At 56.8% G+C, this 5812-nt stretch carries 7 protein-coding genes; 4 read left to right on the top strand and 3 right to left on the bottom strand.

The genetic code is table 11. From position 1 onward, the window contains the following. The 3 genes from M0974_RS19505 to M0974_RS19495 all read right to left on the bottom strand — a co-directional run. The coding region (locus tag M0974_RS19505; RefSeq protein ID WP_297840405.1) for a DEAD/DEAH box helicase at positions 1-461 on the bottom strand (461 nt) is incomplete at its 3' end. A gap of 256 nt (positions 462-717) precedes the next feature. Further along, positions 718-1317, bottom strand: coding sequence for an FMN-dependent NADH-azoreductase (locus M0974_RS19500; RefSeq protein WP_297840402.1), 600 nt, complete (start codon positions 1315-1317; stop codon positions 718-720). 165 nt (positions 1318-1482) lie between these two features. Then, positions 1483-1797 carry a 3-phosphoglycerate kinase gene (locus M0974_RS19495; RefSeq protein WP_297840399.1) on the bottom strand — a complete coding sequence of 105 codons (315 nt, stop codon included), beginning with the start codon at positions 1795-1797 and terminating at the stop codon, positions 1483-1485. 50 nt (positions 1798-1847) lie between these two features. On the opposite strand from M0974_RS19495, the gene M0974_RS19490 reads away from it, so the two are divergent. The 4 genes from M0974_RS19490 to M0974_RS19475 form a co-directional block, all read left to right on the top strand. Further along, positions 1848-2771 (top strand): LysR family transcriptional regulator, encoded by a 924-nt coding sequence (locus M0974_RS19490; RefSeq protein ID WP_297840397.1) that lies wholly within the window; start codon positions 1848-1850, stop codon positions 2769-2771. Between the two features lie 14 nt (positions 2772-2785). Continuing rightward, entirely contained in the window at positions 2786-3577 is a 792-nt protein-coding gene (locus M0974_RS19485; RefSeq protein WP_297840396.1) for an alpha/beta hydrolase, read from the top strand. A 109-nt stretch (positions 3578-3686) separates the two neighbouring features. Next, positions 3687-4256, top strand: a complete 570-nt coding sequence (locus tag M0974_RS19480; protein WP_297840393.1) for a peptidylprolyl isomerase — start codon at positions 3687-3689, stop codon at positions 4254-4256. 113 nt (positions 4257-4369) lie between these two features. Continuing rightward, positions 4370-5812 (top strand): ABC transporter ATP-binding protein (locus M0974_RS19475; RefSeq protein ID WP_297840390.1); only part of this gene is annotated, 1443 nt, incomplete at its 3' end.

Below are 5812 nucleotides of genomic sequence, written 5' to 3'. Positions count from 1 at the left end.
GCTTCGTCGAGAATCAGCAGTTCGACTTGGGACAGGTCCAGATTGCCAGCATTGAGCTGCTCCAGCAGGCGACCCGGTGTGCCGATCAAAATGTCCGGAACCTTGCGCAACATGGCGGCCTGGACTTTAAAGTCTTCGCCACCGGTGATCAGGCCGGATTTGATGAAAGTGAACTGAGAGAAACGCTCAACTTCCTTAAGGGTTTGCTGCGCCAGCTCGCGGGTGGGCAGCAAGATCACGGCGCGGATGTCGACGCGAACCTTGGCCGGGCCCATCAGGCGGTTAAGCATTGGCAACACAAAGGCTGCGGTTTTGCCGCTACCGGTTTGCGCAGTCACCCGCAGGTCACGTCCTTCCAGTGCCAGCGGAATGGCCGCTGCTTGCACAGGCGTGGGCTCGACAAAATTAAGCTCGGCCACGGCTTTAAGCAGGCGTTCGTGCAGGGCGAATTGGGAAAACACGGGTGTTACCTCGACGAAAAACAAAAAAACAGTCGCATAGATTAACGGTTTCGAGCGCCGAGGCCGAGTTTCTTTACTGAAAACACCTTTCTTTGTTGCTTGGTTGGTTCACGCGGACCTCTTTCAAAGGGTCCAGGATGAGTAAATGACGCTGTCCAACGGCCGCCCAATAAAAAGCCCGACTCATCAATTCGATGGCCGGGCTGTGTACCGAAGGAGCAAAAGGTACCAAAGGGAAGTCGGTAGAGCGGTCGACTCAGGCAACCTGAGCGAGTTTGGCTTTCGCCTGGTTCAAACCTTTCTCAAGGAAGTCACCACCCATGTTCAGACCTTCAGCATGGATAAACGTTACATCGTGAATGCCAACGAAGCCGAGCACTTGGCGCAGGTAGGGTTCTTGATGATCGAGGCTGCTACCGGCGTAGATACCGCCGCGCGCAGTCAGCACATAAGCACGTTTGCCAATCAGCAGGCCTTGGGGGCCGGTTTCGCCGTATTTAAATGTCACGCCTGCACGCAACACGTGGTCGAACCAGGCTTTCAGGGTGCTAGGGATCGCGAAATTGTACATGGGGGCAGCCAACACCAGAACGTCTGCTGCGACCAGCTCGTTCGTCAATAGGTCAGAGCGTTGCAACGCGGATTGCTCAGCTTCGTTGCGCTGGTCGGCAGGTTTCATCCAGCCGCCCATCAACGTGGAATCCAGGTGCGGTACCGGATGAGTGGCCAAGTCCCGCACGGTGATTTGATCAGCCGGGTGAGCCGCTTGCCACTGACCAATGAATTGCTGGGTCAGTTGACGTGAAACCGAATCTTGCTGGCGGGCGCTGCTTTCAATGATCAGTACGCGGGACATGGTGGTTGTCTCCATCAAAGATGTCTTAAGTCGATGGAGTGAAGGTTAGCGGTGACCATATCGATTAAAAAGCGTAAATATTCGCTCCAAACCATCTAATAAATTGTTTTATCGAAAGCAGGGCACTACTCTCGTTAAAGCGCAAAGCATGCCCCTATCGCAGTGCTATTTAGCCACGCAGGTCAGTTTGATCCGCAGCTTGATAATGCTTCGGGTGAACTTGGCCGATGAGTCCACGCTACTTTTTGCGGGTATTTGCACCCGACGGGTGCGCGGCGACTCCGGCCCGTTGATGAACACCACGGTGCACTCGGCAGCCGTGTCGCCATAGTTATCCAGGGTGATGGAGCCGAGGTCGTAATCAGTATCGTGGCTGGTGTAGCTAACGCTGACACCCGTGAGGTGCTTCTCAACGTCAATCGGGTAGGCAAAAGCACTGACGGGCAGCATTGCCAACAACACACAACAGAATTTCTTCATTCGGCAGACTCCATTTTTGAGGTGCCACTTTAGGGCAAGAGGATCCAATCATGAAAGCGCCCCGCGTGACCCTTGATCAATGGCGAACATTACAAGCGGTGGTCGACCATGGCGGCTTCGCCCAAGCGGCCGAAGCCTTGCACCGTTCGCAATCGTCGGTGAGCTATACCGTGGCGCGCATGCAGGACCAACTCGGTGTGCCGTTGCTGCGCATCGACGGGCGCAAAGCCGTGTTGACCGATGCCGGTGGCGTGCTGCTGCGGCGCTCGCGGCAACTGGTGAAATCCGCCAGCCAGCTCGAAGACCTGGCCCATCATATGGAACAGGGTTGGGAGGCAGAGGTGCGGCTGGTGGTCGATGCCGCTTACCCCAACGCTCGACTGGTTCGCGCACTGACCGCGTTTATGCCGCAAAGCCGTGGCTGCCGTGTGCGTTTACGAGAGGAGGTGTTGTCCGGTGTCGAGGAGGTATTGCTTGAGGGCGTGGCTGATCTGGCCATCAGCGGTTTCAGTATTCCTGGGAATCTGGGCAGCGAGTTGAGCGCGGTAGAGTTTGTCGCGGTCGCCCATCCAGAACACCCACTGCATCAGATGCAACGGATGCTGACCTTTCAAGACCTGGAAAGCCAACTACAAGTGGTCATTCGTGACTCTGGCCGCTCACAACCGCGTGATGTCGGCTGGCTCGGCGCAGAACAACGCTGGACCGTCGGTAGTCTGGCCACAGCAGCGACCTTTGTCAGCAGCGGCCTGGGGTTCGCCTGGTTGCCACGGCATATGATCGAACGTGAGCTAAAAGAAGGGCTGCTTAAGGCGCTGCCACTGGATCAAGGCGGCAGCCGTCACCCGGTGTTCTACCTTTACGCCAACAAAGACAAACCGTTGGGACCTGCGACGCAGATTCTTACCGACTTGATTCGTAACTTCGACACGGCGCCGCTGACTGCCGCCTTTGCGGCGCCCCTACAAGTCTGACACGGAGACTGCCCATGGCCTTTTTTGAGCATGACGGCTGTTCATTGCACTACGAAGAATATGGCCAGGGTTCGCCGCTGCTGTTGGTGCACGGGTTGGGCTCTAGCTGCCAGGACTGGGAATACCAAATCCCGGCACTGGCAGCGCATTACCGCGTCATTGCCATGGACGTTCGTGGCCATGGTCGCTCTGACAAACCCAGAGAGCGCTACAGCATCCCCGGCTTTACCGCCGACCTCGAAGCGCTGATCGAGCATCTGCAACTAGGCCCCGTGCACTTGGTCGGGTTGTCCATGGGCGGGATGATCGGCTTCCAGTTGGCTGTCGATCACCCGCACTTGCTCAAGAGCCTGTGCATCGTCAACAGCGGGCCGCAAGTCAAAATCACGTACGCCAAAGACCTGCTGCAGTGGGCCAAGCGCTGGGGCATGGGTCGCTTACTGAGCATGCGCGTCATCGGCATAGGCCTGGGCAGAAACCTGTTCCCCAAACCTGAACAGGCCGACCTGCGACGCAAAATCGCTGAGCGCTGGGGACGAAACGACAAACGCGCGTATTTGGCGAGTTTCGATGCGATTGTGGGTTGGGGGGTGATGAGCAAGCTGTCGCGAATCACTTGCCCCACGCTGATCGTCAGTGCCGATCACGACTACACGCCGGTGGCCCTGAAGCGGCTATACGTCGACATGATCCGAGACGCACGATTGGTTGTGATCGAAGACTCCCGGCACGCAACGCCGTTGGACCAACCGGAGACTTTCAATCGGACTCTGCTCGAATTTCTCGACAGTGTTGAAGCGTCGTAGCCGCCCGGCACTGTCCAAAAAAACCCAAACGTGCTTACCTTGTGCGCCTGATTACGCCGCCGTGCCTTGCTGTCGCACAGTCGAAACCACCCGCCAGGATTACTGACTCATGTTGAAAAAAATTGCCTTTGCCGCCTGTTCCCTGCTGTTTGCTGCCAACCTGATGGCTGCACAACCGGCCGGCAAGCCTACTCACGTGCTGTTGACCACGGACATGGGGCAGATCGAGATCGAGCTTGAAGACACCAAAGCGCCGATCAGCACCCAGAATTTTCTGGGGTATGTCGACAGCGGTTTCTACGCCAACACTATTTTTCACCGAGTGATTCCAGGGTTCATGATCCAGGGCGGTGGTTTCACTTCGTCGATGATGCAAAAACCGACCAAGGACCCGATCCAGAACGAAGCGGGCAATGGCCTGCATAACGTTCGCGGTACGATCGCCATGGCGCGCACCTCGGACGTGAACTCCGCCACTAGCCAGTTCTTTATCAACCACCGTGACAACGATTCGCTGGACAGCACACCAGGCCGGCTTGGGTATGCGGTGTTCGGCAAGGTGGTCAAGGGCATGGACGTCGTCGACATGATCGCCCAGACCCCGACCGCTTCCAAACAAGGCATGCAAAACGTGCCAACAGTACCCGTGCTGATCAAATCCGCCAAACGCATCGACTGAGTCAATCCACATTGGCCAATGTGAAATCGGCATGAGCAAATCCGGTTTCACGCGGTCGGATGGGGAGCTATTCCACCTGCAAGGAGAGCCCACTGCAGTGGGCGTCAGAGCTAATGTTTTATCGCCGTTTCGAGCAATTGATAAATGTGTTCCGCGATGCCCCTACTGCGGCTCCTCCGAGTAAAGTCCTGTCGTTTTATGTTTACTACCTGCGCCAGGTCTGGCCCAGCTTTGCTGCATTGCTTGTGGTCGGCCTGATCGGTGCGCTGATCGAAGTGGCGCTGTTCAGTTATTTGAGCCGGATCATCGACCTGGCCCAAGGCGTGCCCGACCCGAACTTCTTCAGCGTGCACCGCAATGAACTGATCTGGATGATGGTCGTGACCCTGTTGTTCCGACCGGTTTTTGTCGGCCTGCATGACCTGCTGGTGCACCAGACCATCAGCCCCGGTATGACCAGCATGATCCGCTGGCAGAACCACAGTTACGTCCTCAAGCAGAGCATCAATTTTTTCCAAAACGACTTCGCCGGGCGCATTGCTCAGCGAATCATGCAGACCGGCAACTCACTACGCGATTCAGCCGTGCAGGCAGTCGACGCGTTATGGCACGTGCTGATCTACGCCATCGGCTCGCTGGTGCTGTTCGCCGAAGCAGACTGGCGCCTGATGATCCCGCTGCTGACGTGGATCGCCGGTTACATCGCGGCGCTGTGTTACTTCGTGCCGCGGGTCAAAGAGCGCTCAGTAGTGTCCTCGGAGGCGCGCTCGAAACTCATGGGGCGAATTGTCGATGGCTACACCAACATCGCCACCCTCAAGCTGTTCGCCCACACCAATTTCGAGCAGCAGTATGCTCGGGAAGCCATCACCGAACAGACTGAAAAGACCCAACTGGCGGGTCGTGTGGTGACTGAGATGGACACGGTCATCACCAGTTTGAACGGGATTTTGATCGTGACCACCACCGGGCTGGCGTTGTGGCTGTGGACGCAATCCTCGATCACCGTTGGCGCCATCGCATTGGCTACAGGCTTGGCGATCCGCATCGTCAACATGTCGGGCTGGATCATGTGGGTGGTCAACGGCATCTTTGAAAACATCGGCATGGTCCAGGACGGTCTGCAGACCATCGCCCAACCGGTCAGCGTGACCGACCGCGACAAGGCGCCGAAACTGATAGTCGACAAAGGCGGTGTGAAATTTGAAAACGTCGACTTCCACTACGGCAAAAGCAGCGGAATCATTGGCGGCTTGAATCTGAACATCAAGCCCGGGGAAAAAATCGGTTTGATTGGTCCATCGGGTGCGGGCAAATCAACGCTGGTCAACCTGCTGCTGCGTTTGTATGACCTACAAGGCGGGCGCATTCTGATTGATGGTCAAGACATCTCCCACGTCGCGCAGGAGAGCTTGCGTGAGCGCGTCGGCATGATCACCCAGGACACCTCATTACTGCATCGATCGATTCGTGACAACCTGCTGTACGGCAAGCCTGACGCCACTGACGCTCAATTGTGGGAAGCCGCACGCAAAGCTCGGGCCGATGAGTTTATT

The organism is Pseudomonas sp. (assembly GCF_026224925.1).
Classification (GTDB): domain Bacteria; phylum Pseudomonadota; class Gammaproteobacteria; order Pseudomonadales; family Pseudomonadaceae; genus Aquipseudomonas.
The sequence above is the reverse complement of the archived record's forward strand: the minus strand, read 5'-3'. Positions and strand labels throughout refer to the sequence as shown.

What these genes read in the sequence shown, in the direction of transcription:
- M0974_RS19500 (WP_297840402.1), bottom strand. Translation starts at nt 1,317, where the DNA reads ATGTCCCGCGTACTGATCATTGAAAGCAGCGCCCGCCAGCAAGATTCG.
- M0974_RS19495 (WP_297840399.1), bottom strand. Translation starts at nt 1,797, where the DNA reads ATGAAGAAATTCTGTTGTGTGTTGTTGGCAATGCTGCCCGTCAGTGCT.
- M0974_RS19490 (WP_297840397.1), top strand. Translation starts at nt 1,848, where the DNA reads ATGAAAGCGCCCCGCGTGACCCTTGATCAATGGCGAACATTACAAGCG.
- M0974_RS19485 (WP_297840396.1), top strand. Translation starts at nt 2,786, where the DNA reads ATGGCCTTTTTTGAGCATGACGGCTGTTCATTGCACTACGAAGAATAT.
- M0974_RS19480 (WP_297840393.1), top strand. Translation starts at nt 3,687, where the DNA reads ATGTTGAAAAAAATTGCCTTTGCCGCCTGTTCCCTGCTGTTTGCTGCC.